This window comes from Agromyces cerinus, from assembly GCF_016907835.1.
Taxonomy (GTDB): domain Bacteria; phylum Actinomycetota; class Actinomycetes; order Actinomycetales; family Microbacteriaceae; genus Agromyces; species Agromyces nitratus.
This window is the reverse complement of the sequence record NZ_JAFBCT010000001.1, coordinates 2,904,346-2,928,127: the sequence shown is the minus strand read 5'-3', so window position 1 is coordinate 2,928,127 and position 23,782 is coordinate 2,904,346. Positions and strand designations below refer to the sequence as shown.

Sequence of the window (23,782 nt, the reverse complement as noted above, 5' to 3'; positions counted from 1 at the left end):
ACTGGGGCCATGGTGCGGTTGTACGTGGTGCTCATCGTTGCCGCGGTGGTCTTTTCGATCTACGCCGTCGCCGACTGCGCCTTCTTCGACCGTTCACGGGTCCGCGGGCTGAGCCGCGGCTGGTGGATCGTCGTCATCGTCTTCGTGCCGATCATCGGCGGGCTGCTCTGGTTCATCATCGGGCGGGGCCGGGCCGGGCGCTCGTCGGGCGGCGGGCGCACTCGCACCGTCGCTCCCGACGACGACGCCGACTTCCTGCGCCGACTCGGCACCGAGGCCGAGCAGGCCGAGCGCATCCGCCGCATGGAGCAGGAGCTCGCCGACCTCGACGGCGACGGCCCGTCCGGCGACGGCGGGCAGCCCGACGGCACCGCCGGCACCGAGCGCAAACGACCCGACACCCCCGAGACGCCGGGTGAGTCCGGTCCGTCCGGCCGCCCGAATGGCTGAGCCCGACCGCCGAACCTCAGCGAGCCCCGCGAGCGACAGCGCGCTGGCGCTGCTCGCGGCGTTCGTGCGCGAGGGCGTCGTCGACCTCGTCGTGGCCCCCGGCTCACGGTCGCAGGCGCTCGCGCTCGCCGCCGCCGAGCTCGAACGGGCCGGTGCCGTGCGCCTGCACGTGCGCATCGACGAGCGCGGCGCCGCATTCCTCGCCCTCGGTCTCGCCGTCGAGTCGGGTCGGCCGGTGCCGATCATCACGACGTCCGGCACGGCGGTGGCGAACCTGCATCCCGCGGTGCTCGAGGCGCACCACTCCGGCGTGCCGCTGATCGTGCTCACGGCCGACCGGCCGGCGGAGCTGCGCGGCATCCGCTCGAACCAGACGACCATGCAACCCGGCATCTTCGCCGGCGCGGTGCGGCTCGAGCGCGACGTCGTGGCTCCAGAGGGGGCAGCCGGTGAAGCGGATGCCGCGGCGCGCCTCGCCCGCGAGGCCGTCGCCGCCGCCCTCGGCCGCGACGCCGGCGGGCGGCCGGTGCCGCACCCCGGCCCCGGCCCGGTGCACCTCAACCTGCAGTTGCGGGAGCCGCTGTCCGCGGCGATCCCGGCCGATTCGCCGCTGGTGTCGTCTGCTGCGGTCGATGCCGCCGGCCTGCCCGACGTGCCGGCACCGGCGATCGTCGACGGGGCAGCGGCGCCCGCGCTCATCGCGGCCGGTCCGCGCACGATCGTCGTGGCCGGCGCCGGAGCAGGCGCCGGCGCCGAGCAGTTCGCACGTGACGGCGGCTGGCCGCTCATCGCCGAGGTCTCGAGCGGCGCCCACTTCGGGCCGAACCTCGTCGTCGCCTACCGCGAACTGCTGGGCGAGCCGGGCTTCGGCGACGAGATCGAGCGGGTCGTGGTCTTCGGCCACCCGACGCTCTCGCGCGAGGTGCCCACCCTCGTGCAGCGCGACGGCGTGGAGACGATCGTCGTGGCCCCGTGGGGCATCGAGTGGTTCAACCCCGGGCGCCGTGTCGCCCGGTTCGAACGCGCCGTGCGCACCGAACCGCGCCCGCAGAGCAGCGAGGAACGTGCGTGGGTCGGCCGCTGGGTGCGAGCGAGCCGCATGCTCGTCGAGGCCGGGCTGCCGACGTCGCCGCTGCAGCGCGACGGCATCGACGAGACCGGACACGTCTCCGACTACGAGGCGCAGCGCGAGTACATGAAGGCCCAGCTCGCCGCGATGCGGGCACCCGTCACCCGGCGCATGCTCGTCGACGCCGTCTGGTCGGCGACCTGGCCGCACGACCGGCTCCTCTTCGGCGCCTCGCGACTCATCAGGGATGCCGACCGCGCGGTGCCCGGTCGCCGCATCCCCGTGCACGCCAACCGCGGGCTCGCTGGCATCGACGGCACCGTCGCGACGGCCGTCGGCATCGCGATCGCAACCCAGTGCGCGCTTCCGGGCGAGGCGTCGGCGGCGACGTCGGGCGAGCCGTCGGAGGAAGCGGATGCCGCGGCCGTCGTCGCGTCGACGGCGAACACGGCCAGGGGCGGCGTGACCCGCGCCCTCATCGGCGACCTCACCCTGCTGCACGACGTCGGGTCGATGCTGCTCGGCGAGGGCGAGCAGCGCCCGCGGGTGCAGCTCATCGTCGGCAACGACGGCGGGGGCACCATCTTCGATTCGCTCGAGGTTGCGGCATCCGCACCCGCCGACGCCTTCGACCGGGTGCAGTACACGCCGCAGCACGTCGATCTCACGGCGCTCGCCGCCGCCTACGGCTGGTCGTACACGCGGGCCGCCACCCGCGCCGAGCTGCACGACGCGCTCGGCACCCGGGTCGACGGGCCGTCGATCCTCGAGGTGCCGCTTCCGCGCTGACGCTTGCCGCGGCATCCGCTCGCTGGGCAGGATGGACGCATGAGCCGCGAGACGTACTGGACCGCCGACCCCGCCGATCTGCTGCGAGTGGGCGAGGGGTTCGAGCTCGCGAAGACCGGCACCCGCGAGAACCCCGGGTTCCACGGCGACAAGGCGGCCGGGCAGGAGGCGCTCGCCGAGGGTGCCGAGATCCTCGCCGAGCTGCAGGAGCAGCTCTTCGCCATGAGTCGCATGGGCGGCGACGAGCGACGCATCCTGCTCGTGCTGCAGGCCATGGACACGGCGGGCAAGGGCGGCATCGTCAAGCACGTCATGGGTTCGGTCGACCCGCAGGGCGTGCAGCTCGCCGCGTTCAAGAAGCCCACCCCGGAAGAGCTCGATCACGACTTCCTCTGGCGCATCCACAAGCAGGTGCCCGGTGCCGGCATGATCGGCGTCTTCGACCGCTCGCACTACGAAGACGTGCTCATCGGCCGGGTGCGCTCGCTCGCCTCGCCTGACGAGATCGAGCGGCGCTACGAGGCGATCAACGAGTTCGAGGCCGAGCTCGCCGCCACCGGCACGACGATCATCAAGGTCATGCTGCACATCTCGCGCGACGAGCAGAAGGCGCGGCTCACCGAGCGGCTCGCCCGCGCCGACAAGCACTGGAAGTTCAACCCCGGCGATGTCGACGAGCGGCTGCGCTGGGACGACTACGCGGCGGCGTACCAGCTCGTCTTCGAACGCACGGCGACGACGGATGCCCCGTGGTTCGTCGTGCCCGCCGACCGCAAGTGGTACGCACGGCTGGCCGTGCAGCACCTGCTGATCGACGCGCTCGAGGCCATGCAGCTCGAGTGGCCGAAGGCAGACTACGACGTCGCCGAGCAGCAGGCGCGGCTCGCCGCGAGCTGACTGCTGCGGGTCGAGCCCGTCGAACCCGCAGAGGTTTCGACGGGCTCAACCAGCAGCAGGGGCAGTTCAGCCGCCGAAGGCCTCGACGATCGGGCGGAACTTCATGACGGTCTCGGCGAGCTCGTCGGCCGGTACGGAGTCGTGCACGATGCCGCACCCGGCATATGCCGTGACGGTGCCGTCGGCGTCGACCTGCGCGCAGCGCAGCGCGATCGCCCACTCGCCGTCGCCGCCGCCGTCGATCCAGCCCACCGGGCCGGCATAGCGGCCGCGGTCGAAGCCCTCGAGCTCGGCGATCGCGGGCAGCGCGATGCGGCGCGGCGTGCCCGCGACGGCGGCCGTCGGGTGCACGGCGCGCACGAGGTCGAGCGAACTCGATCCGTCGCCGAGGGTGCCCTTGAGGTCGGTCGCGAGGTGCCAGAGGTTCGGCAGTTGCAGGGTGAACGGCTCGGGGCTCGTGTCGAGTCGGGCGGTGTGCGGGGCGAGCCGCTTCACCGCGCTCTCGACGGCGAGAGCGTGCTCGGCGCGGTCCTTCTCCGATGCCGCGAGGGCGAGGGCGCGTTCGCGGTCGGAGGCTTCGCCCGCGCCGCGCGAGGCCGTGCCGGCGAGCACACGTGCAGAGACGGTGCCGTGGTCGACGCGCACGAGCGTCTCGGGGCTCGCGCCGATGAGCCCGTCGACGGCGAAGACCCAGGTGTCGGGGTAGTCCTCGGCGAGCCGGTTGATCGTCGCCCGCAGCCCGGCGTCCTCATGCAGCTCGCCCACGAGCTGGCGGGCGAGCACCACCTTCTCGAGTTCGCCGGCGTCGATGCGGCGCACGGCCTCGGCGACGGCCGTCTCGTAGGCCTCGGGCGGCAGCGAGCCCGGCGTGAACGCCACGCGCGGCACCTGCCGCTTCGGCGCGGGCTCGGGCAGCACGACCTCGGCTTCGGCGGCGTCGGGGGAGGCATCCGTCTCGTCGACCGGGTCGAGCGAGATCCTCGTGACCCAGGCGCGACCGTCGCGCCGGCCCATGACGAGCTCGGGCACGATGAGCACGCTCGTCGCCTCGGACTCGTCGGCGAATGCGAAGGCGCCGAACGCCACGAGCCCCGTGCCCGGCAGTCCCACCCGGTCATCGACCTCGGCGCGTGCGGCGAGCGAGGTCCACGCAGCTGCGGCGTCTTCGACCCGCGCCGCGCCGGTCGTCTCGATGCGTACGACCTCGCCGAGCCCCACGATGCCCTCGCCGCGGCGCATCCAGACGAGCGGATGCCGCGGATCGGCGCGCGGGATCAACGGCTCCGTCTCATCGACGGCCACGGTGCGAACGACGAGCCGAGCACTCGCGGCCTGCACCGCGTCATCCGTCTGACTCACCGCCCCAGCCTACGCCCGGCCGCGCGCCGTAGGATCGAGGCATGACCCGCGCAGATCTCGGCAAGCAGCCCGACCAGGTGTCGGCGATGTTCGATCGCGTCGCCGCGAGCTACGACCGCACCAACAACGTGCTCTCGGTGGGCAACGCCCCGCTCTGGCGCGTCGCCACGACCCGCGCCGTCGACCCGAAGCCGGGGCAGCGCATCCTCGACGTCGCGGCCGGCACCGGCACCTCGAGTGCGAGTCTCGCGAAGTCCGGGGCATCCGTCGTCGCCGCCGACTTCTCGCCCGGCATGATCGAGGTCGGCCGCCGCCGCCAGGCCGGCGTGCAGAACCTCGTGTTCGTCGAGGCCGACGCCACGAAACTGCCGTTCGCCGACGACGAGTTCGACGCCGTCACGATCTCGTTCGGCCTGCGCAACGTCAACGAGCCCAAGAAGGCGCTCGCCGAGTTCTTCCGTGTCACCAAGCCCGGTGGCCGGCTCGTCATCTGCGAGTTCTCGACCCCGCCCGCACCGCTCGTGCGTACCGGGTACGGCGTCTACCAGCGCTACGTCATGCCGCCGCTCGTGAAGCTCTCGAGCTCGAACGACACGGCCTACGACTACCTGAACGAGTCGATCAACGCGTGGCCCGACCAGCGCACCCTGGCGGCGTGGATCCGCGAGGTCGGCTACACGGATGTCGCGTGGCGCAACCTCACCCTCGGCGTCGTCGCCCTGCACCGCGCGACCAAGCCAGCTGCCGCCTGAGCCGAGCCGCTGCTGGTTGAGCCCGTCGAAACCTGAGCCCGCCCACCCACTCGTGGGGTTTCGGCAAGCTCAACCCGCAGAACGAGCTCCCGTTCGCACCCCGATAGGCTAGTGAGCGTGAAACCGAGTCACCCGGTCGCCCGTCGAGGCTCATCGCTCGCCGCCAATCTCGGCCTCAGCGAGCGCGTCTTCGCGACCTCGGCCGACAAGGCCATGGTGAAGGCCATCGACGCAGGGCTCGATCGCGTCGAAGCAGGCCTCCTCGAAGAGGTGCGCTTCGCCGACACCATCGCCGACGTCTCGACGCGCTACCTGCTCCAGGCGGGTGGCAAGCGCGTGCGCCCCATGCTGACGCTGCTCACCGCGCAGCTCGGCGCCGGGGTGACCGACGACGTCGTCACGGCGGCCGAGGCCATCGAGATCACGCACCTCGCGAGCCTGTACCACGACGACGTCATGGACGACGCCGACCGGCGCCGCGGCGTGCCCAGCGCGCAGGCGGTGTGGGGCAACTCCGTCGCCATCCTCACCGGCGACCTGCTCTTCGCCCGCGCCAGCCAGCTCATGGCCGGCCTCGGCGAGGGGGCGATCCGCATGCAGGCGCGCACCTTCGAGCGGCTCGTGCTCGGCCAGCTGCACGAGACCGTCGGCCCGCAGCCGGGCGACGACCCCATCGCGCACTACATCCAGGTGCTCGCCGACAAGACCGGTTCGCTCATCGCCGCCGCCGCGCAGTCGGGCATCATCTTCTCGGGCGCCGACCCGGGCTACGAAGCCCCCATCATCGAGTTCGGCGAGAAGATCGGCGTGGCGTTCCAGCTCGTCGACGACGTCATCGACCTCTCGCCGCAGCCGGCAGAGACCGGCAAGGTGCCCGGCACCGACCTGCGCGCGGGCGTCGTGACGCTGCCGATGCTCCGGCTCGCCGAGCAGGCCCGCAGCGACGCGGCATCCGCTGCCCTGCTCGAGCGCATCGAACGCGACGTGGTCATCGCCACCGTCCCGGCGGCCGCCGCCGACCCGATCGACACGAACACCATGGCCTCGCGCATCGTGCCCTCGAAGGAGACGATCGACGCGATCGTCGCCGAACTTCGGGAACACGAAGCTACGCGCGCTACGCTCGCTGAGGCCCACAGTTGGGCGCGCGAGGCGGTCGCCGCCCTCGCGCCGCTGCCCGAGGGCAGTGTGAAGAAGGCGCTCACACGATTCGCAGAGACGGTCGTCGAGCGCGAGAGCTGATGGAGAGACCACGCACGTGACGAGGAACAAGCTGAGACTGGCGATCGTCGGGGCAGGCCCCGCCGGCATCTACGCCGCAGACATCCTGCTGAAGGCCGAACGCAACTTCGACGTCTCGATCGACCTCTTCGATCACCTGCCCGCGCCCTACGGGCTCGTGCGGTACGGCGTCGCCCCCGACCACCCGCGCATCAAGGGCATCATCACCGCCCTTCGCGAGGTGCTCGACCGCGGCGACATCCGCATCTTCGGCAACGTGAAGTTCGGTGAGGACATCACGCTCGAAGACCTGAAGAAGCACTACAACGCCGTGATCTTCGCGACCGGCGCCGTGAAGGACGCCTCGCTGAACATCCCGGGCTCCGAGCTCGAGGGCTCCTACGGTGCGGCCGAGTTCGTCAGCTGGTTCGACGGGCACCCCGACTTCCCGCGCACGTGGCCGCTCGACGCGAAGGAGGCCGCGGTCATCGGCAACGGCAACGTCGCCCTCGACGTGGCGCGCATCCTCGCCAAGCACGTCGAAGACCTCATGTCGACCGAGATCCCCGCGAACGTCGCGGCCGGCCTCGCGGCATCGCCCGTCACCGACGTGCACGTGTTCGGCCGTCGCGGCCCGACCTCCGTGAAGTTCACGCCGCTCGAGCTGCGCGAGCTCGGTGAGCTGCGCGACGTCGACATGATCCTGTACGACGAGGACTTCGACTACGACGACGCTGCACGCGCGGCGGTCTCGGGCAACAAGCAGGTCTTCGTCATCGACAAGGTGCTGAACCAGTGGCGCCAGCGCGAGGTCGGCGAGGCGTCGCGTCGCCTGCACCTGCACTTCTTCGCGAAGCCGCTCGAACTCGTCGACGACGGCTCCGGCCGCGTCGGCGCCATCCGCTGGGAGCGCACTGCGCCCGACGGCGAGGGCGGCGTGGTCGGCACCGGCGAGATCCGCGAGCTGCCCGTGCAGGCCGTCTACCGCGCCGTCGGCTACTTCGGCACCCCGCTGCCCGGCATCCCCTTCGACAAGAAGTTCGGCGTGATCCCGAACCACGAGGGCCAGGTGCTCACGCGCGACAAGGGCACCGGCGAGCCGCGCCAGATGTACGGCGTCTACGCGACCGGCTGGATCAAGCGCGGGCCCGTGGGCCTCATCGGGCACACCAAGTCCGACGCGATGGAGACTATCAAGCACCTCATCAACGACCTCGGCAACTGGTGGGACCCCGAGTCCCCGTCGGAGGAGTCCGTCATCGAGTTGCTCGAGTCGCGCGGCATCCGCTGGACCGACCTCGACGGCTGGCACCGACTCGACGAGCACGAGCAGGCGCTCGGTTCGGCCGAGGGGCGCGTGCGCGTGAAGGTCGTGCCCCGCGACGAGATGGTCGACATCTCGCGCGCCGACGCGTAGCCGCCGCTCCGCGGGTCGAGTCTGCCCTCTGCGGGTTGAGCCTGTCGAAACCCTGCTGCGGGTCGAGCCACTACGCTGCTCACCATGCCCTTCGCGTGGTCGAGCCTCATCGTGACGGTCGTCGCGGTGCTGCTCGGCTTCGCGCTCGGCTGGTGGCCGCTCGCCACCTGGACCGACCGGTCGATGAAGGTCGAGCGGATGCCGCAGCGCACGCTGCGCACGATCGCCGCAGTCGTGACCGCAGTGACCTTCGGGCTCCTCGCCCTGCGGTTCGGCCTCTCGTGGACGCTGCCGGCGCTGCTCGTGTTCGCCGCGTGCGCGACGGTGCTGTCGATCGTCGACCTCGCCGAGAAGCGCCTGCCGAACGCAGTGGTCTTCCCGGCGCTCGGTGCCGTCGCGGTGCTGCTCGTGCCGGCGACGTGGGCGACCGGCCTGTGGATGACGCTCGTCTGGGCCGTCGCGGGCGCGGCGGCGATGTTCGCGGTGTACTTCGTGCTGGCCCTCATCTCGCCCGCGTCGATGGGCATGGGGGACGTGAAGCTCGCGCTCGTGATCGGGCTGCTGCTCGGCTGGTTCGGGCTGTCGGCATGGCTCGTGGGGCTGCTCGCGGCCTTCGTCGTCGGGGGAGTGATCGCGATCGTGGCGCTCCTGCTCAAACGGGTGACGCTGCGCGGGTCGATCCCGTTCGGGCCGTCGATGCTCGCGGGAGCGCTCATCGCGGTGCTGCTGGTCGGGCCCCCTGCTGGTTGAGCCTGCTGAACCGAGCCTGCTGAACCGTGCAGGCCAAAACCGAGCCCAGCGGCTGCAGGCGCGCTCCGCGATGTTTCCCTGAACTGGGGCTGGAGATCGCCGACTCGCGCTGATTATCTCGTGGCATGGTCGAACCGTTGAACCCAGGTCGGAAGGTGCGCGCGCCTCACGCGCACCGCTTCCTCTGGGTGCGCGGCATACTCACGGTCCTCTGGATGGCCATGGTCGTTGCGGGAGGCTGGCTGATCTACGTCAACTCATTTCCGGCGTTGTGGCGATTCGGTTCGACGTCAACGGTACGGCCCGACGCGGCCGACGTCGGATTCATACTGGGCGCCGCGCTTATCGTCGGAGCGGCGGCCATCGTCCTCATGCTTGGCGCGAAATGGTGGCATGGCGCACTTATCGCCGTCCCCGCGTTGTGCCTTCCGATCGGACTGGCGACAAGCAATCCCGTTGCCGTCTGGATCGTGCTCGGCGTGGGTCTGATCACTGCGGCGATCGGTGGAACCGGAGCGGCGCTGGCGACGTTTCCACCGGAGGAGCCGACGGCCGTCTGAGCAGACCTCGCCGGTCACCATCTCGCTGGGCCAATGATCGAGCGGGCCTGCTGGCGACGTGGCCTGGGCGCCGAAACGGGTGACGCTGCGCGGGTCGATCTCGTTCGGGCGTCGATGCTCGTGGGAGCGCTCATCGTCGTGCTGCTGGTCGGGCCCGTGGGCTGAGTTCGGCTGCGGCGTCGGGGGACGCGTTGTACCCCGATGTCGGGGTACGTCGTACCCCATCGCGGGGTACAGAGGTACCCCCAGAGTGGGGTACACGCGGGCGCATCTTGCGCGATTTTTGGCCTATCTGGGCGGTTCATTGCGTAGATGGCGCATACCGCCCCCGAAGGGGGGCATTCTCTGCTTGCGTACGCACAGTTACCTTCAACTGACCGAACCGTACCCACTCGGTCACAGCAGCCCCCGAACTCGAAGGAACCCGAAATGCTCAAGGCATACTCGCGCATTCAGGCGCGCATCAACTCCCTCAACGAAGAAGAAGGCGCCACGGCCACCGAGTACGCGCTCGTGCTCGGCCTCGTCGCCATCGCGCTGGTCGTCGCTGCCGTCGCCCTCACGCCGATCCTCGACGACTTCGTCGCCGACGTCGGCACGTGGATGGGTGAGCAGGGCGGCACCGTCGGCGACTGACCCCCCGCTCACGCGGATTGATGGGGTTCGGGGCACGTTTCGTGTCCCGAACCCCCTTCGGCAGTTTGAGGACGTAATGCGCACACGCGAGAAGGAACGAGGGGCGGCGGCGGTCGAGTTCGCGCTGGTCTTCCCCCTCGTCATCATGTTGCTGCTCACGGTGATCGAGTTCTCCCGTCTCTGGAACATCCAGGCGACGATCTCGGATGCGGCGCGAGTCTCCGCGCGATATGCGGCGATCCACGCTCGCGACGACGGCTTCACCGTTCAAGACGCCAAGGATCAGGCCACGGCGATCCCGGGGATGTTCCTCTGGTCGAGCGCCACCATCGAGGTGACTGTCGCCTGCGACGACGACGGCGGCAAGGCCACGTCGACGATCTCGGTCTCCCCCGGATCGATGTCCGAGTGGTTCAGCACGGCCCTCGGGGACCCGATGGAGTTGCAAGCAGAAGGAGAGATGCCATGCGGAGGCTGAAGTCGCGCATCCGACGCGTCCTGCACGATGAGCGAGGATCGAACGCGGTCCTGATCGCCTTTCTGTTGGTGCCGATGCTGGGCTTCGGTGCGATGGCACTCGACGTCTCAGCGCAGCATGCAGAGCATGCGCAGCTCCAACACGGCGCCGACGCCGCCGCGCTCGCCGTGGCCTCGTCGTGTGCTCGGGACGAGACCGCGTGCACCACGACTGCTGACGTCGACGCTCAGGAGTACGTCAACGGCAATGCCGCCATCCCGGTGGAGGGCACGGCCGACGTGACCATCGACAAGGCGAATCGCACGGCGCAGGTCACCGCTGAGGCGACGTTCCCGCACTTCTTCGCCTCGCTGATCGACTCGGACGACGACCCGAGTTCAACGACCGTGCGCTCGACTGCTGTCGCTGAATGGGGCTCGCCGGAGAGCGGGGAGACCATTCCGCTCGCGATCGCCGAGTGTGAACTCACCCGGCACTTCGACCCGGGAACCGAAGAGCAGGGCGACCCGTTCATCCTGCTGTTGATCGGCCCGGGCAAGGGTGACAAGAAACCCGATGAGTGCGCGCCGGGGTACCCCGGCGGGTTCGGCTGGCTCGAGGGGGACGACATCGACGGCGACGGAGACGCCGACTGCAAGGTCGCGGTGGAGGTCGGCGTGCCCGAGCCGGGAGTTCCGGGCAAGTCCGATACGAAGGCCGGCGGCTGCCCCGACGATTACATCACGAAGCTCATCGGCACGACGGTGCTGATCCCGATCTACGACTCCTTCACCGAGGGCAGCTCGGGAAGTCACGGCTCGTACAACGTCAAGGAATTCGCCGCCTTCTACATCACCGGCTATCACATCGCGAGCGCCAAGTGCGAGCCGCCCGGCGCCAAGAGCGGTTCGGACTGCTACCTTCCCGGGGAGTCGAAGGCTCCCGGATTCAAGGGCGGCGAGTTCGGACTGCAGGGCTACTTCAAGCGATACGTCGCCATCGGCGAGGACTTCGACCTCGGCGAGGTCACTCCCAACGGAGGCCTGAAGGTCGCGAAACTCATCGGCTGACCCGACCAGACAGCGTAGTTCGAAAACAAGGACCCGAACCCTATGAAGACCCGAATCATCGGGGCGATCGTCGCCCTTCTCCTCGCCGTACTGGGCGCCATCCTCCTCGTCGGATACGTTCGCGGAGCCGACGCCCGAGCCGCCCAGGGCGCGGAGCTCACCGACGTCTACATCGTGCAGGAGCTGATTCCGCGCGGCACCCCCGGCGAGGATGTGACCGAGTTCGTCAAGGTCGACTCGATGCAGACCCGCAACGTGGCCGAGGGTATCGTGACCGACCTCGATGAACTCGCCGGACTGGTCGCCGACGCTGAGATCCTGCCCGGTGAGCAGTTGCTCGAAGCTCGGTTCATCGACCCGGCCGAGCTCGCTGCACGTGGCGATGTCGCGGTGCCCGAGGGCATGCAGCTCGTGTCGTTCACGCTCCCCGCCGATCGCGTGGTCGGCGGCCAGGTGCGTTCCGGCGACAAGATCGGCCTCGTCGGCACGGTCGACCCCGATGAGGTCGGTGACGACGAAGACGTCATCAACCCCGTCACGAGTTTCGCATTCCACGGGGTGCTCGTGACCAATGTGCAGGGCGTCGTGACCCCCGAAGACGAATCCGAGACGCAGGTCGAGCAAAGCGCCGGCGACAGCATCATGGTCACGATCGCGCTCTCGGCGCACGATGTCGAGCGATGGGTCTGGTTCTCTGAGGGCGAGGCAGGGGACTACGCGCAGATGTGGCTCACGCTCGAAAACGACCTGACTGACAACAGCGGCACGGCGCCGGTGACCGGAAGCAACGCGTTCTAATGCTCCCCTACCTCCTGGTCAGTCGTTCCGCCGAGTATGAGACCCGGCTCCGGGCTCTGCTCGGCGAACGGCTTGCCGTGATCCCGGGGGAGTTCCTCACGTTCGGCCCGGACGCCGTCGTGAGCCGCACCAACGGGCAGCCGCGCGTGGCACTGCTCGGACCGGTGCTGAACTACGAGGAGACGAAGGGACTCGTCGAGGCGCTCGCAGTGAAGCATCCCGACCTCGGCCTCATCGTCGTGCGCGAACAGCGCTCGGATCTCGAGGACTGGGTCGACGAGCTCTCACTCCACGCCGTGCTGAGCCCCGATGCCAGCGACGACACGACGCTGGCGCTCCTCGATCGGCTGTCGGCCTGGCTCGTCGCCAACGGCCGCGCCGAATCGCACGACTTCGACGCCCCGCTGGCGCTCGAGGTCGACGACATGCCATTCGTGGACCTCGTCGACGAGTCGGCGGGAGTCGAAGACGTCGCCGCAGAACCCGCAGCGGCGCCGGAGCCGGAGCCGGCCGTGCCGGAATGGGAGTTCCCGCCGCTCGAAGCCGGCACCCCGTCGGAGGCGATCGCCGTGGTCGCGCCGAAGGGCGGTCAGGGCAAGACGACGATCGCGATCAACCTGGCGACCGGTCTCGCCGAAGTCGCCCCGAACTCCGTCGTGCTCGTGGACGCCGACCTGCAGTTCGGCGACATCACGGCGGCGCTCGCGCTCGCGCCGACGCGCACGATCGTCGACGCGGTGGCGGATGTCGCGGCCGACGAGATCGTGTTGAAGACCACGCTGACGCACCACGAAGACGGGTTCTTCGTCATCGCGAGCGCACCGTCGCCCGAACTCGGAGACCAGGTCGCCCCGCTCGCACTCGCCCGCCTCATCGAGCGGCTTCGCGCCACGTTCCGCTACGTGATCGTCGACACCACGCCGGGGCTCGGCGAGCACACGCTCGTCGCCCTCGAGCACGTCACCGACGCCGTGTTCGTGACCAACATGGGCGTGCCGAGCCTGCGCGCCATGCGCACCGAGTTCGAACTGCTGACGAGGCTCGGCCTCATGCCCGGGAATCGTCACCTCGTCGTCAACCAGACCGACAAGAACAGCGGACTGACCATCAAGGACGTCGAGCACATCATCGGCGCGCCGGTCGATGTCGAAGTGCCGAAGTCGTCGGCGGTGCTGCTGGCGAGCAACCGCGGTGTGCCGCTCATTCACGACGACGTGCGCGACCCTGCGGCGAAGGCGATCCGTTCGATCGTGCTGCGCATCGCACCGGAGGCGTTCCCCAAGCGAAGCAAGATCCAGAGAAGGCGGCGGACCAGTGAACCTGAATGATCGGCTGAGTGCGCTCGGCAAGACGCAGGCGACAGCGCCGGCGGACCCGTTCGCTGCTGCAGAACCCGTGACCACCGACGCGCCGGGTCCGGCTGAGGCATCCGTCCAGCCGGCTGCGGCTGACGCCGATTCGGCGCCCGAGACGCAACCCCCCACGGCCGCCACCGAGCCCACGATGTTCCAGCCCCCGGCCCAGCCGCGCCCCGCAGCAGCTCGACCCACGGGGTCGGTCGACCCGCTCGCGGCTGTGAAGGAGAAGGCCGCAGAAGAGCTCTTCGGGCGCATCGGATCGCGACTCAACGACGCCTCCCTCACTGAGGAGCAGCTGCACCTGCTCGCTCGAGCAGAGCTCGCCGACATCGTCGCCGGCGAACAGCTCGCCCTGTCGACCGCCGAACGCAACCGACTCATCGACGACATCGGTGCCGATGTGCTCGGCTACGGCCCGCTGGAGCCGCTGCTCGCCGACCCGACCGTGAGCGAGATCATGGTCAACCGCTTCGACCGGCTCTACGTCGAGCGCAACGGCCGTTTGCAGGAGACCGCGCACCGTTTCACCGGCGAGCCGCAACTGCGCCGCGTCATCGAACGCATCGTCGCCCGGGTCGGTCGTCGCATCGACGAGTCCTCGCCGCTCGTCGACGCCCGTCTCGACGACGGCTCCCGAGTCAACGCGATCATCCCGCCGCTGGCCGTCGACGGCGCCTCGTTGACCATCCGCAAGTTCGCGGGAACCCCCTACACGGTGAACGACCTCATCAACTTCGGCAGCATGACACGCGAGGTCGCGACGGTGCTCGACGCCGCGGTGCGGGCGAAGATGAACATCCTCGTCTCGGGCGGCACCGGCACCGGTAAGACCACCCTGCTGAACGTGCTCTCGGCGTTCATCCCCGGCGATGAACGCATCATCACCATCGAAGACGCGGTCGAGCTGCAGCTGCAGCAGGAGCACGTCGTGCGACTCGAGTCGCGCCCCGCCAACATCGAAGGTCGCGGCGAGATCACGATCCGCGACCTCGTTCGCAACTCGCTGCGCATGCGGCCCGACCGCATCGTCGTCGGCGAGGTGCGCGGCGCCGAATCGCTCGACATGCTGCAGGCGATGAACACGGGTCACGAGGGATCGATCTCGACGCTGCACGCGAACTCGCCGCGAGACGCGGTCTCGCGTATGGAGACGCTCGTGCTCATGGCCGGGATGGACCTGCCGCTGCGCGCGATTCGCGAGCAGATCTCCTCGGCGATCGACATCATCGTGCAGATCACCCGGCACAAGGACGGCGTGCGACGTATCACGCACATCACCGAGGTGCACGGCATGGAGGGCGACATCATCACCCTGCAGGACGCGTTCAGCTTCGACTATTCGGCGGGATACGACGAGGAGGGGCGGCTGCGGGGTCGCATCGAGCCGACCGGTGTGCGCCCCAGGTTCGCCGAGCGCATCGCCGACTACGGCATCGCCCTTCCGATCTCGCTCTTCCAGCCCGACATCGGCGACATGCTCGGAGCAATCCGATGAATCCCGTCGTGCTGGGGCTCGGCATCGGCATCGCGTTGCTCGCGCTGCTGGTGCTCCTGTTCTTCGTTATCGCACCACCGGCGCCGAGGGTGGCTCGTGATCGCCGTCTGGCGCCGGGCGTCGAGCACATCTCCGCGCTGACCAAGGCCACGCAGCGCACGACTGCCGCGATCGAGTCGGTCGCCTCCAGGCGATCGAGCCGAATGTTCGGCCCGCAGGAACTCGAACTCGCCGGCATCAAGACCGATCCGTCGAGCTTCGTCGTGCTCGTCGCCTCGGCGGCGAGCGTGTTCGCACTGATCGGCGTACTGGTCGGCTTCGCGAACGGCACCTGGCTGCTCTGGGCGGTGCTGCTCGCGCTGCTCGCGCCGGTGGGCGCGAAGCTCATGGTCTCGATGCGCACGAGCAAGCGGCGTGCCCGATTCGCCGACCAGGTCGACGACACGGTGCAGCTCGTCGCCGGCAGCCTCCGCGCCGGTCACGGACTGAACCGAAGCCTCGCCGCCGTCGCGAGCGATGCCGAAGACCCGACCAACGAGGAGCTCGCACGCGTGGTGAACGAGGTGCGCCTCGGTCGCAATCTCTCCGAGTCACTCGGGCTTACCGCCAAGCGCATGCAGAGCGATGACTTCGAGTGGGTCGCCCAGGCGATCGCGATCAACCAGGAGACCGGCGGCAACCTCGCCGAGGTGCTCGACCAGGTCGGCAAGACGATCCGCGACCGCAACGAGATCCGCCGTCAGGTGCGCGCGCTCAGCGCCGAGGGGCGCCTGTCGGCGATCGTGCTCGTCGCCCTGCCGATCGTGGTCTTCCTCTTCCTCATCGTCGCGCAGCCGACGTACTTCAACGCGTTCTTCCAGAACCCGATCGGCATCGTCGCGCTCGTCGTCGCGGGTGTGCTGCTTGTCATCGGGTCGATCTGGACCGCACTCACGGTGAGAGTGAAGTTCTGACATGGAGCTGTCTGCTGTGCTCGTCTACGTGATGATCGGGGCCACCGCGGTCGCGTTCGGTGTCTTCGTCTTCCTGCTCTTCCCTGCTCGCCGTGAAGCCGCGACGACGGACGTGGTGGAGGAACACCCCACGCTCGGCGCGGTGCAGCAGGGGTCCATCAGCGCCTCGCTCATCTCGGCTGCCCCGAGCGGGTATATCGCTTGGATCGAGAAGCAGCTCGTCTACGCCGGGCGCCCCGCCGGATGGTCGGTCAACGGCATCGTCGTCTGGAAGATCGTCCTCGCGATCGTCGGCGTGCTGTTCGCGTTGCTCATCGTGCTCAACGGCGGGTTCCAGGGGTGGATGGTGCTCGTCGTCATCGCGACGCCGGTGCTGCTCTTCTTCCTGCCCGACGTGCTCATCCACGGCCGCGCCCACGACCGCCAGGAGGCGATCAAGCTCTCGCTGCCCGACCTGCTCGACCAGATGACGATCGCCGTCGAGGCGGGCCTCGGCTTCGACGCAGCGATGGCCAAGGCCGCGCGCAATGGCAAGGGGCCGCTCGCAGAAGAGATGATCCGAGTGCTGCAGGACATGTCGATCGGGCGTACGCGCCGCGACTCGTTCATGGAGCTCGAACGGCGCACGAGCGTCGAAGACCTGCGCCGATTCATCCGTGCCGTCATCCAGGCCGACCAGTACGGGGTGTCGATCGGCGACGTGCTGCGCGTGCAGTCGGCCGAGATGCGACTGAAGCGCAAGCAGCGTGCAGAGGAGCAGGCGATGAAGGTGAGCGTGAAGATCCTCTTCCCGCTCGTGTTCTGCCTGCTGCCGGTGCTCTTCATCGTGCTGCTCACGCCGGCGGCGATCAACATGATGAGCTCCTTCGGTGGAGGGATCGGCGCACCGTAGGTCTCCCGAGCGCAGGTGGTGTCGCTCGCTAGGCTGAGGCCAGACCGAGGGGAGGCGGCATGGCGGAGCCCGAGCACCCCGAAACCGGCGACCCCGAGACCTGGCGACCCGACGTGCTCGGCGCGGGGTTCGAGCAGCTCACCCTGCCGCTCGGCACCGACAACGAGGGCGAGGTCGTGGCCACCCTCGTGCGGCACCGGCCGCCGTGGCGCCTGCGATTGACGCGAGGCGCGGCATCCGGAGCCGACGTGCTCTACGTGCACGGCTGGAGCGACTACTTCTTCAACCCCGGTCTCGCCGAATACTGGTCGAACGCCGGCGCGCGGTTCTACGCACTCGACCTGCGCAAGTACGGTCGCAGCCTGCGCCCCGGCCAGACGCCCGGGTTCATCACCGACCTCGCCGACTACGACGCCGACATCGCCGCCGCGCTCGCCGCGATGGGTCACGGTGCGCCCGACGGATCCGATGGCGCGGATGCCTCGTCGCGGGGCAGCAACGGGCGACCGCTCATCCTGCTCGGCCACTCGACGGGTGGGCTCACGCTCAGCCTCTGGGCCGCGCGGCATCGCGGGCGTGCCGCGGCGATCGTGCTCAACAGCCCGTGGCTCGAGTTCCAGGCGAGCAGAGTGGGGCGCGAGGCGCTCGCGCCGGTCATCGGCTGGGGTGCCAAGGTGAACCCGCTCGCGCCGCTGCCGAACGTCGACCTCGGCTTCTACACGCGCACCGTCGCGAAGGAGTTCGACGGCGAGTGGGAGTACAACCACGACTGGCGGCCCGATCGCGGGTTCACGGTGCATCCGGCCTGGCTGAACGCGGTGCTCGCCGGGCACGCCACCGTCGCCTCGCGCATCGATGTGGGCGCGCCGGTGCTCACGCTGCTGTCGAAGCGGTCGACGCTGCAGGCACGGTGGGACCCGGCCATGGCGTCGAGCGACATCGTGCTCGTCGTCGACGAGGTCGCCGAGCGCACGCTGCGGCTCAGCCAGGTCGGCGCCGTGGCGCGCATCGACGGGGCGCTGCACGACGTGTTCCTGTCGCGCGCGCCCGTGCGCGAGGCCGCGTACGCCGCGATCACGCAGTGGCTGCGCGGCTACGCCCCCCACCGCCGCTGAGCGCGCCCGCGGCATCCGCTCACGCCGGCGGCATCCGCTCACGCGACGGTTCGCGCCGCAGAGGACGAACCGCCCGCGTCCTCTGCGACGCAAACCGTCGTCGGAATGGAATCGCACGCCCGCGGGCGGCGGGCGCGACTCGGCCTCCACATCGTCGACGAATGCGGAGACTCCACGAGAGGTTCAGCTCGGCCTCGAGCGGATGCTCCTGCTCACCATGATCGGAGGATGCCCCACGGACTGATCGTCAACGAGGATGGTTTCATCCTGGCCCGCGACGCCCGAGCCGCGGGGCGAGCATCGAGCATCGATCGCGCGCTCGCCGCCGACGAGATCGAACGGGTGCGGCGGGGCGTCTACGCCGTCCGGTGCGAGCCCGACCCGACGATGAGCAAGGCCGAGCACCGTGCCCGGGCCTATCGGCAGCAGGTGCGGGCCGCAGCCCGACGCTGACGGCGCCGATCTTCGCCTCGTACTCGGCGGTGGCGCTGCACGGTCTCCCGATCTACGGGGCGTGGCCGCAGACCATCCTCGTGCTCTCACCCGATCGGCACGGCCATCGCCGCAGCGGGTACACCGCGATCGCACGGTGCCATGACGCCGACCTCGAGACCATCGACGGTTGCATCACCACGTCGGTCGAGGCCTCCCTCGTGCAGCTCGCACGCGACGCCCCGCTCGCGGCGGCCCTGACCGCGGTCGATGCAGCGATCCGAACGACGCGCCTCCGAACCGACCCGCCGAAGACCACGATCGAACACCTGTGGGCAGAGCACGAGCGGATGGGTCGCTACACGGGTGTGCGAAAGGTGCGCGCGGTGCTGGAACGCGCACGCACGCTCGCGGATACGCCGCTCGAGACGTGCAGCCGGTTGGTCATCGAGGAATGCGGATTCCCCGAGCCGGAGCTCCAGCATGAACTCTGGCTGCCCGATCTCGGCAAGCGGGCCTTCCTCGACTTCTTCTGGGAGGAGTACGGCATCGGCGCCGAGGCCGACGGGCGCGGAAAGTACCTCGGGCGCGGGGATGCTGCGGCATCCGCCCAGACGGTCATCGAGGAGAAGGACCGTGAGAATGCCATCCGCAGACAACTGCGCGCGTTCGATCGATGGGACTGGCCCGAGATGCAGGAGCGGGTTCCCGTGTTGAATCGCCTCCGTGCGGCCGGACTCCCGCTTGTTCGTCGTCGGATCCGCCTGCTCTGAGGCTGCCGCGACGCGTTCTCACTCCGCACCACTCCCGCGACGGTTTGCGCCTCAGAGGACGCATCGCGGACGACCTCCGCGGCGCAAGACGTCCGCGAAGCGCGGCGCGCGGGGGCGCGGGGCGCCGGGCGCGCGGGCGCTGGGCGCTGGGTGCGGGCGCGCTAGCGGAAGTTGACGAACTGCAGGGCGACCTCGAGGTCCTTGCCCTTGAGCAGCGCCATCGTCGCTTGCAGGTCGTCGCGGCTCTTCGAGGAGACCCGTACCTCATCGCCCTGCGTCTGGCTCTTCACGCTCTTCGGCGCCTCGTCGCGGATGATCTTGTTGATCTTCTTCGCGTTCTCGGAGTCGATGCCGGCCTTCATCGTGGTCTCGATGCGGAACTCCTTGCCCGACGGGAACGGCTCCCCGGCGTCGAGCGAACGCAGCGAGATGCCGCGCTTGATGAGCTTGGCCTCGTAGACCTCGAGGATCGCCTTCGCGCGCTCCTCGCTGTTGGCCTTGATCAGCACCTTCTCGCCGGACTGCTCGATCGACGCGCCGACGTTCTTGAAGTCGTAGCGCTGCGCGACCTCTTTCTGCGCCTGGTGGAGGGCGTTGTCGGCCTCCATCTGGTCGACCTTGGAAACGATGTCGAACGTTGCATCAGCCATGCCGCCCAGTGTACCGACGAGCGGATGCCGCGAGCGGGTCGCGGCGCGCCAGCCACGCGCAACGCGTGGCGGCTCAGGCCGGCGGGCGGGCCGTCGACGAGCGCACCTGCAACTCGTACGGCAGGGGAGTGGCGGCGGGCGTCGCGGCATCCGCCTTGCCCGGCTCGAGCTGGTCCATCAGGATCTCGACCGCCATCTCGCCCTGTACTCGCGGGAACTGCGCGACGGTCGTGAGGCCGAAGAAGTCGGAGAGGTCGTGGTCGTCGATGCCCGCGATCGAGACGTCGCGCGGCACGACGAGACCGAGGTCGCGGGCGGCGAGGATCGAGCCGATGGCCATCTCATCGGATGCCGCGAAGATCGCGGTGGGCCGGCCGTGCGGGGCGCCGAGCAGCTGCTTCGCGGCGTGGTAGCCGCCGCGGATCGTGAAGTCGGCCGGCGCGAAGAGTCGCGGGTCGACGTCGAGGCCGGCGTCGCGCAGCGCGCCCTCGTAGCCGATGCGGCGGTTGGTCGGCAGGTGGAAGTCCATGTCGAACTCGAGGTCGCCGCCGATGTGGGCGATGCGGGTGTGGCCGAGGCCGATGAGGTGCTCGGTCGCGAGCCGGGCGACGGCGACGTCATCGATCGTGAGGGTGCGCACGCCCGGGATCGGGCCGCCGACGCCGACGAGCGGCTTGCCGAGCTCGTGCAGGCGTGCGACCTCGGGCTCGGTGAGTTCGAGGGAGACGGCGATGACCGCGTCGACGCGCTGGCGCAGCAGGAAGTGCTCGAACACGCTCGAGCGCTCCTGGCCGTCGCCCGACAGGTTGTAGAGGGTGAGGTCGTATCCGCGGCGGAGCAGCGCCTGCTGGGCGCCCTCCAGCACCGAGGAGAAGAACCAGCGGTTCAGGAACGGCACGACGACGCCGATGTTGCGGGTGCGACCCGACGCGAGGCTCGAGGCGTTGGAGGAGACGACGTAGCCGAGCCGGGCCGCGGCCTCTTCGACCTTGGCCTTCGACCCGGGGGAGACGTGGCCGCGGCCGCTGAGCGCGCGCGAGACCGTCGCGGTGGAGACTCCTGCGAGTCTCGCGACCTCTTCGATGCCGGCCATGGCTCCTCATTCCCGGCCCTGCCGAGTCGTTCCCCGGCCATGCCGGGTCAGGGGAATCCTACTCGGCCGTGCCTGCAGTGCCCCGCGTGGCGCGTTGTCTCCGCGCGACGGGTGGGATAGAAATACGTGTCGGGGCTGGCTCACGGGGGTGGCGGCTCGCCCCTTGTCGCCGTCTCGAAGGGAAAGCACCCGTGAAGTGGCTCAAGGGCATCGCCGTGGCGTTGGTCGTGATCTTCGCCTTGTTCTACATGATCAGTCGTCCTGAAGACGCTGCGAACGTGGTGCAGGGTGCGTTCGGCGCAGTCGTCTCGGCCACCGAGGCCGTCGGCAGGTTCTTCACCTCCCTCGCCTCATGACGCCATGAGCGTGTTCGGATTCGATCCGCGCGTCGAGCGCCACCTCATCGCAGATGAGGGCGAGGTGATCGTCGACGAGGTGCGCAAGCACTGGGCCGCGGTCGTCGGTGCGGTGCTCGAGATGTGCGCGGCCGTTCCCGCACTGATCCTGCTGGCCTGGGTGCCGCAGCAGTTGTACTGGTTCCCCTTCTTCCTCGCGCTCTTCCTCTTCCTGCACGGGCTCTGGCGGGTGCTGCAGGCCCGCATGGACCGCTTCGTGATCACGAACATGCGCGTGTTCCGCGTGCACGGCATCCTGTCGCAGCGCATCGCGACCATGCCGATCTCCCGCATCCTCGACATCTCGGTGCACACCCCCCTCATCGGCCGGGTGTTCGGCTACGGCCACTTCGTCTTCGAGTCGGCCGCGCAGGACCAGGGGCTCCGCGAGATCCGCTTCGTGGGGTCGCCCGACCAGCGCGGCGCCACGATCCAGCGCGTCATCCAGCGCTCGGGCCTGCGCGGCCCCGCCCGTCAGATGGGCCGCAGCGAGCAGTTCGACACGGCGCCCACGCCGACGCCGGCGCCGCAGCGCTACGACCCTGCGCCGCAGCCCGATCGCTACGACACGACCCCGCAGCGCGACCCGAACGACACCGCCGAGATGCCCTGGTGGCGGTCGTAGGCCGTCGATTTCTCGCACCGGCCCTCGGCGGGTACCATTGACAGGCCCCCGGTTGTGTGCAGAACGTGGTCGGGTGCGATGGCGAGTTACCCAAGCGGCCAAAGGGATCTGACTGTAAATCAGACTGCTCAGCATTCGGGGGTTCGAATCCCTCACTCGCCACCAGAGAAGCCCCGGTCAGCCGGGGCTTTCGTGGTATCACGGGTCGAGTAAGCGGATGCCGCGGTGCGATGTTCATCGTGTCGGGCTAGCGTGTCGGCATGAGTGAAGACGCATCCGCTGCCCTGCTCGACCTCGCCCGGAGCATCGCCCTGCAGGCGGCGGAGTTCGCGCTCGACGCCCGTCGCGGCGGGGTGAGCGTCGCCGCGACGAAGTCATCGCCCATCGACATCGTCACCGCGGTCGATCGTGACACCGAGGCGCTCATCCGCCGGCTCGTGCTCGAGGCGCGACCCGACGACGGCATCGTCGGCGAAGAGGACGACGCGCGCATCGGCACGAGCGGCATCAACTGGGTCGTCGATCCGATCGACGGCACCGTGAACTTCCTCTACGGCATCCCCGCCTGGTCGATCAGCGTCGCGGTGGTCGTGGGGTCGATCGACCCGACGCAGTGGACGGCGCTTGCGGGCGTCGTCGTCAATCCGACCACCGGCGAGGTGTTCGAGGCGCGAGCCGGCGGAGGCGCCCGGCTCGACGGGCGGCGGCTGCAGGCGAACACGGATGTCCCGCTCAGCCACGCCCTCGTCGGCACCGGGTTCGGGTACCAGGCCGAGGTGCGGCGCGCGCAGGCCGAGGTGCTGCTCGAGTTGCTGCCCCTGGCCCGGGACATCCGCCGCATGGGATCGGGGGCGCTCGACCTGTGCGCTGTGGCCGCGGGGCGCCTCGATGCCTTCTACGAGCGCGGGCTGAGCCCGTGGGACCACGCCGCTGGTGCGTTGATCGCCCAGGAGGCGGGCGCGAGGGTCGGCGGACCGGGCGGGGGACCGGGCACCGCCGAGCTCGTGCTCGCCGCAGCGCCCGAGCTGTACGGGGAGATCGCTGCGGTATTGCGCCGCGCCGGAGTCGATGCCTGAGATGTCGGGGCTGAACGCCGCGGATGCCGTGGACTTGCAGCCTTCTGACAGGCGGAAATCGTTGTTCAACGTGGCGTGCACGGTCGAGACCGGTTAGTCTTTACCAACCTGTTATTTCGGCGTGCTGCCGAGATGTTCACCTCCTCGTCCCTGTCCGGTCACCACGAAGCCGAGAGTTTCCCCCCACGTGCTCGAGTCCCCCCTCGTGCCCGACGATTCCACGCCAGGCACCCAGGCCCTTTCGCGGCCCGAGCGACCCCTGACTCGTCGTGAACTCCGTGAGCGCGAAGCGGCCGAGACGGCCTCGGCGCAGCATGCCGCGGCGATGGGGCAGCAGGCGACGGCGGCGGCACCGGTCGCGCCCGCGGCACCGGTCGCACGGCAGGCGGATGTCTCGTGGCAGGCGTTGCTGACGCCGGCGGCTCCGACCCCGGCGTATGCGCCGGCTCCGACGACTCCGGCGGCTGCCCCCGCTCCGACGTTCGCGCAGGCTTCGACGTTCACGCCCGCTCCGGCGGCGGTGTCCGCTCCGATGTACACCCCGGCGCCCGTCGCGCCGACACCCGCGGCCGCGAGGTATCCCGATCAAGCTGGAGCGGCGGTCGTGACCGGCGGGTTGCGGCCCAGGCGCTCGGCCCCCGAGGTGTCGCATTCGCCCGCCCCGTCGGCCCCCTCGGAACACTTCGGTTCCGCGGAACAC

At 69.7% G+C, this 23,782-nt stretch carries 25 protein-coding genes and 1 tRNA gene; 23 read left to right on the top strand and 3 right to left on the bottom strand.

What is annotated here, in order from left to right; translation table 11 throughout:
• The first annotated feature begins 9 nt into the window (after nucleotides 1-9).
• Genes JOE59_RS13665 through JOE59_RS13655 form a run of 3 tightly spaced genes read left to right on the top strand, consistent with a single transcriptional unit; the run spans nucleotide 10 to nucleotide 3,205 of the window.
• Complete coding sequence (locus tag JOE59_RS13665; RefSeq protein ID WP_204461276.1) at nucleotides 10-450, top strand: PLDc N-terminal domain-containing protein; 441 nt, start codon at nucleotides 10-12, stop codon at nucleotides 448-450.
• Nucleotides 443-2,308: a 2-succinyl-5-enolpyruvyl-6-hydroxy-3-cyclohexene-1-carboxylic-acid synthase gene (gene menD, locus JOE59_RS13660; RefSeq protein WP_204461273.1), complete on the top strand. Its 1,866-nt coding sequence runs from the start codon at nucleotides 443-445 to the stop codon at nucleotides 2,306-2,308. The genes JOE59_RS13665 and menD overlap by 8 nt, the downstream gene beginning before the upstream one ends.
• 39 nt (nucleotides 2,309-2,347) lie before the next feature.
• A complete protein-coding gene (locus JOE59_RS13655; protein WP_204461271.1) occupies nucleotides 2,348-3,205 on the top strand; it encodes a PPK2 family polyphosphate kinase in 858 nt (285 codons plus the stop codon).
• Nucleotides 3,206-3,271: 66 nt separating this feature from the next.
• Here the strand turns inward: JOE59_RS13655 and JOE59_RS13650 are convergent, their stop codons facing one another.
• On the bottom strand, nucleotides 3,272-4,564 hold the full coding sequence (locus JOE59_RS13650; protein WP_307837076.1) for an isochorismate synthase: 1,293 nt from the start codon (nucleotides 4,562-4,564) through the stop codon (nucleotides 3,272-3,274).
• Between the two features lie 41 nt (nucleotides 4,565-4,605).
• Between JOE59_RS13650 and JOE59_RS13645 the strand changes: the two genes are divergently transcribed.
• The 16 genes from JOE59_RS13645 (at nucleotide 4,606) to JOE59_RS13575 (ending at nucleotide 19,243) form a co-directional block, all read left to right on the top strand.
• Nucleotides 4,606-5,316, top strand: a complete 711-nt coding sequence (locus JOE59_RS13645) for a class I SAM-dependent methyltransferase (RefSeq protein ID WP_204461270.1) — start codon at nucleotides 4,606-4,608, stop codon at nucleotides 5,314-5,316.
• 117 nt (nucleotides 5,317-5,433) lie between these two features.
• Nucleotides 5,434-6,558 carry a polyprenyl synthetase family protein gene (locus JOE59_RS13640; protein WP_307837075.1) on the top strand — a complete coding sequence of 375 codons (1,125 nt, stop codon included), beginning with the start codon at nucleotides 5,434-5,436 and terminating at the stop codon, nucleotides 6,556-6,558.
• Nucleotides 6,559-6,574: 16 nt separating this feature from the next.
• The gene (locus JOE59_RS13635; RefSeq protein ID WP_307837074.1) at nucleotides 6,575-7,954 is read left to right on the top strand and encodes an FAD-dependent oxidoreductase; all 1,380 of its coding nucleotides are present in this window, start codon (nucleotides 6,575-6,577) and stop codon (nucleotides 7,952-7,954) included.
• Nucleotides 7,955-8,038: 84 nt separating this feature from the next.
• Entirely contained in the window at nucleotides 8,039-8,704 is a 666-nt protein-coding gene (locus tag JOE59_RS13630; RefSeq protein ID WP_204461269.1) for a prepilin peptidase, read from the top strand.
• Nucleotides 8,705-8,829: 125 nt separating this feature from the next.
• A complete protein-coding gene (locus tag JOE59_RS13625) occupies nucleotides 8,830-9,264 on the top strand; it encodes a hypothetical protein (RefSeq protein WP_204461268.1) in 435 nt (144 codons plus the stop codon).
• 429 nt (nucleotides 9,265-9,693) lie between these two features.
• Complete coding sequence (locus tag JOE59_RS13620) at nucleotides 9,694-9,900, top strand: Flp family type IVb pilin (RefSeq protein WP_204461267.1); 207 nt, start codon at nucleotides 9,694-9,696, stop codon at nucleotides 9,898-9,900.
• Between the two features lie 76 nt (nucleotides 9,901-9,976).
• The gene (locus tag JOE59_RS13615; RefSeq protein ID WP_204461265.1) at nucleotides 9,977-10,378 is read left to right on the top strand and encodes a TadE/TadG family type IV pilus assembly protein; all 402 of its coding nucleotides are present in this window, start codon (nucleotides 9,977-9,979) and stop codon (nucleotides 10,376-10,378) included.
• Nucleotides 10,366-11,427 (top strand): pilus assembly protein TadG-related protein, encoded by a 1,062-nt coding sequence (locus tag JOE59_RS13610; RefSeq protein ID WP_204461263.1) that lies wholly within the window; start codon nucleotides 10,366-10,368, stop codon nucleotides 11,425-11,427. The genes JOE59_RS13615 and JOE59_RS13610 overlap by 13 nt, the downstream gene beginning before the upstream one ends.
• 42 nt (nucleotides 11,428-11,469) lie before the next feature.
• Nucleotides 11,470-12,225 (top strand): Flp pilus assembly protein CpaB, encoded by a 756-nt coding sequence (gene cpaB, locus JOE59_RS13605; protein WP_204461260.1) that lies wholly within the window; start codon nucleotides 11,470-11,472, stop codon nucleotides 12,223-12,225.
• Nucleotides 12,225-13,553 carry a CpaE/TadZ family protein gene (locus JOE59_RS18835; protein WP_239560258.1) on the top strand — a complete coding sequence of 443 codons (1,329 nt, stop codon included), beginning with the start codon at nucleotides 12,225-12,227 and terminating at the stop codon, nucleotides 13,551-13,553. The genes cpaB and JOE59_RS18835 overlap by 1 nt, the downstream gene beginning before the upstream one ends.
• Nucleotides 13,540-15,078, top strand: a complete 1,539-nt coding sequence (locus JOE59_RS13600; protein WP_307837073.1) for a TadA family conjugal transfer-associated ATPase — start codon at nucleotides 13,540-13,542, stop codon at nucleotides 15,076-15,078. Before JOE59_RS18835 ends, JOE59_RS13600 begins: the two co-directional genes overlap by 14 nt.
• Nucleotides 15,075-16,031, top strand: coding sequence for a type II secretion system F family protein (locus JOE59_RS13595; RefSeq protein ID WP_204461256.1), 957 nt, complete (start codon nucleotides 15,075-15,077; stop codon nucleotides 16,029-16,031). Before JOE59_RS13600 ends, JOE59_RS13595 begins: the two co-directional genes overlap by 4 nt.
• Nucleotide 16,032: 1 nt before the next feature.
• Nucleotides 16,033-16,923, top strand: coding sequence for a type II secretion system F family protein (locus JOE59_RS13590; protein WP_204461245.1), 891 nt, complete (start codon nucleotides 16,033-16,035; stop codon nucleotides 16,921-16,923).
• Between the two features lie 59 nt (nucleotides 16,924-16,982).
• Nucleotides 16,983-18,038, top strand: a complete 1,056-nt coding sequence (locus JOE59_RS13585) for an alpha/beta hydrolase (protein WP_204461243.1) — start codon at nucleotides 16,983-16,985, stop codon at nucleotides 18,036-18,038.
• A gap of 228 nt (nucleotides 18,039-18,266) precedes the next feature.
• A complete protein-coding gene (locus tag JOE59_RS13580) occupies nucleotides 18,267-18,491 on the top strand; it encodes a type IV toxin-antitoxin system AbiEi family antitoxin domain-containing protein (RefSeq protein WP_204461241.1) in 225 nt (74 codons plus the stop codon).
• A gap of 29 nt (nucleotides 18,492-18,520) precedes the next feature.
• On the top strand, nucleotides 18,521-19,243 hold the full coding sequence (locus tag JOE59_RS13575) for a hypothetical protein (protein ID WP_204461232.1): 723 nt from the start codon (nucleotides 18,521-18,523) through the stop codon (nucleotides 19,241-19,243).
• A gap of 161 nt (nucleotides 19,244-19,404) precedes the next feature.
• Here JOE59_RS13575 and JOE59_RS13570 read toward each other — a convergent pair whose 3' ends face one another.
• Together JOE59_RS13570 and JOE59_RS13565 are read right to left on the bottom strand one after the other, a co-directional pair.
• Complete coding sequence (locus JOE59_RS13570; RefSeq protein ID WP_022891219.1) at nucleotides 19,405-19,893, bottom strand: YajQ family cyclic di-GMP-binding protein; 489 nt, start codon at nucleotides 19,891-19,893, stop codon at nucleotides 19,405-19,407.
• 73 nt (nucleotides 19,894-19,966) lie between these two features.
• Nucleotides 19,967-20,986: a LacI family DNA-binding transcriptional regulator gene (locus JOE59_RS13565; protein WP_204461231.1), complete on the bottom strand. Its 1,020-nt coding sequence runs from the start codon at nucleotides 20,984-20,986 to the stop codon at nucleotides 19,967-19,969.
• A 191-nt stretch (nucleotides 20,987-21,177) separates the two neighbouring features.
• On the opposite strand from JOE59_RS13565, the gene JOE59_RS13560 reads away from it, so the two are divergent.
• The 4 genes from JOE59_RS13560 to JOE59_RS13545 all read left to right on the top strand — a co-directional run bounded on the left by JOE59_RS13560 (nucleotide 21,178) and on the right by JOE59_RS13545 (nucleotide 23,082).
• Nucleotides 21,178-21,342, top strand: a complete 165-nt coding sequence (locus tag JOE59_RS13560) for a hypothetical protein (protein ID WP_179551989.1) — start codon at nucleotides 21,178-21,180, stop codon at nucleotides 21,340-21,342.
• A 4-nt stretch (nucleotides 21,343-21,346) separates the two neighbouring features.
• On the top strand, nucleotides 21,347-22,006 hold the full coding sequence (locus JOE59_RS13555; RefSeq protein WP_204461230.1) for a PH domain-containing protein: 660 nt from the start codon (nucleotides 21,347-21,349) through the stop codon (nucleotides 22,004-22,006).
• An 80-nt stretch (nucleotides 22,007-22,086) separates the two neighbouring features.
• A tRNA-Tyr gene (locus JOE59_RS13550) sits at nucleotides 22,087-22,171 on the top strand.
• A gap of 95 nt (nucleotides 22,172-22,266) precedes the next feature.
• Nucleotides 22,267-23,082 carry an inositol monophosphatase family protein gene (locus JOE59_RS13545; RefSeq protein ID WP_204461229.1) on the top strand — a complete coding sequence of 272 codons (816 nt, stop codon included), beginning with the start codon at nucleotides 22,267-22,269 and terminating at the stop codon, nucleotides 23,080-23,082.
• The last annotated feature ends 700 nt before the right edge of the window (nucleotides 23,083-23,782 follow it).